We start from the raw sequence: 1,970 nt of genomic DNA, 5'->3' as shown, positions 1-1,970 counted from the left end.
TTGCTTAGGGAATGCAAGCAAACGCTTGCTTAGGGAATGCAAGCAAACGCTTGCTTAGGGAATGCAAGCAAACGCTTGCTTAGGGAATGCAAGCAAACGCTTGCTTAGGGTTGACGCGGGGTGGAGCAGCCCGGTAGCTCGTCAGGCTCATAACCTGAAGGTCACAGGTTCAAATCCTGTCCCCGCAACCAAATACAAAAGAGCCCGCCCTCGTGCGGGCTCTTTTGTATTGTGCCGTGGTGCCGGCGATTTAACCTGTCATCAGGCGCCCGCAAGCAAGCGGAGCCGACGCCGCCGGACAGAAAACTCAATCCTGTCCCCGCAACCAATCTGCGGTAATCAAACGGCCCGCCTGGCACAAAGCCCGCGGGCCGTTTTGATGTTCGGCTGGGCTGGCCATCGATTGCCCCGGATCAGGCGCCCGCAACAAGGCGAAGCCCAAGCTGCGGGACAAAAAACCCAATCCCGTCCCCCGCAAACCAATCTGCACCAAACAACAGTCCCCCAGGCACCAGCCAGCGGGCCGTTCGCATTCGGGGGACAATGGTGCCTGCAAGCGCGGCACTCCTCGGCGCACAAAGAGGCCTCAGCCGACAAGCTACGACAACAAAACAAGCCTCTCGACAAAACCTAATTCAAAACAGCCCGCAGCCGCGGGCCGTTTGCGTTTAGGGGACTGGCAGTGAAGTGCCCAGCCGCCGCCATGACCGGATCAACCGAATCGGAGGCAAAAAAGACGAAGCATCCGATCCTCTTGTCAGGCATCGGTCAGTGATGTCGGTGATGACTTGCAATCAAATACGAAATGAATTGGGTCGGGGTGGCGTTCTATTCAGCCGGCTTTTGTGGCCACCCTCGGCCATGACAATGACTGAGGACCGCGAATCGACCTGCATGTGGATTCTCGATCGCGCCGGCCGTTGGGTGTGTCACGCCGCAATAGCCGCAAGTGCCGTTGGCCGAACGGCCCGGGGCGTTGAAGCGACGCCTCGATCAAGTCGAATCAAGTGAAGGGTGATTCTCTGGGGATGAGTGGCGCAAGGCGTGGCATGGTCGAATCAGCCAATTTTGCTAATAGCTGACATCTATCCAGGTTCGGGATCACTCCCATGTTCCCGCAGGGCGGTGCCAATGCCAAATTGCGCTTTGAATGACCATTACGAGAGCTCCATCAGGAAGCAGCTCGAATCAGGCCGCTACAGTAATGCCAGCGAGGTTGTCCGCGCGGGCCTGCGCATGCTTGAGGATTTCGAGGCGGAGCGGGAGAAATGGCTGCGCGACGAGATACCGGGGCGCCTGCTGAACTCCGGCAGGATTCATCGAAGGGCATCCCTGCCGAAACGGTTTTCTCCCGGCTGGAGGCGCGTCATCGCGCCAAGCAGGCGAAAGCCAAGTCGGGGTGGAGTATCGGATTGTCTTCCACCCCAAGGCAGAAGCCGAGCTGGAGCAACTCTACGATGACATAGCCGGACGTGCGTCGCCGGCGATCGCCTGGAATTTCATTGCGGGTATCCGCGACCATTGTCTCGACCTGTCGACGTTTCCACGGCGGGCACCGAGCGGGTCGAGATCATGCCTGGGTTGCGGATTGTTGGCTACCGCGGCGTCAGCATTGCCTTTGCCGTCGGGGGGCAGGCGAGTCCTGATCCTGGGCATCTTTTACGCCGACCGGAACATCACACCGGAATTGCTCGAGGACCGGCTCTAAACGGCGCTTCGGTGGAGAATTGCTGTGCAGTCCTCCAGGCGCGGCGGGTGCGATGGCACACATCAGCGCCTCGAGCTCGGGACGCATCACAGGAATGGAGGCGCTAGAACGCCGCCCACAATTCAGCCAAGCCAACTCATGAATTTCGGCCCGGTGGATATCTCTGCGAGAAATCGAAAAAACATTGTCGATGTGTGTTGACAGTTGTCGAGTGTGGCGACTATATACGCCTCACGAACGAGGGCGGCTCGCCGCTGGCGAC

General features: G+C 59.0%; 1 tRNA gene and 2 pseudogenes. All 3 read left to right on the top strand.

The annotated features are described in order from the left end of the window. The first annotated feature begins 114 nt into the window (after window positions 1-114). A tRNA-Met gene (locus tag NKI99_RS33680) sits at window positions 115-191 on the top strand. A 940-nt stretch (window positions 192-1,131) separates the two neighbouring features. Beyond that, a pseudogene (locus NKI99_RS33675) lies at window positions 1,132-1,394 on the top strand (type II toxin-antitoxin system ParD family antitoxin); the annotation flags it as partial. 5 nt (window positions 1,395-1,399) lie between these two features. Further along, window positions 1,400-1,708: pseudogene (locus NKI99_RS33670) on the top strand (type II toxin-antitoxin system RelE/ParE family toxin). The last annotated feature ends 262 nt before the right edge of the window (window positions 1,709-1,970 follow it).

Source organism: Mesorhizobium sp. M0239 (assembly GCF_040321815.1).
GTDB lineage: Bacteria > Pseudomonadota > Alphaproteobacteria > Rhizobiales > Rhizobiaceae > Mesorhizobium.
Note: the sequence above shows the minus strand (reverse complement) of the source record. Positions and strands in the feature narration are given on the sequence as shown.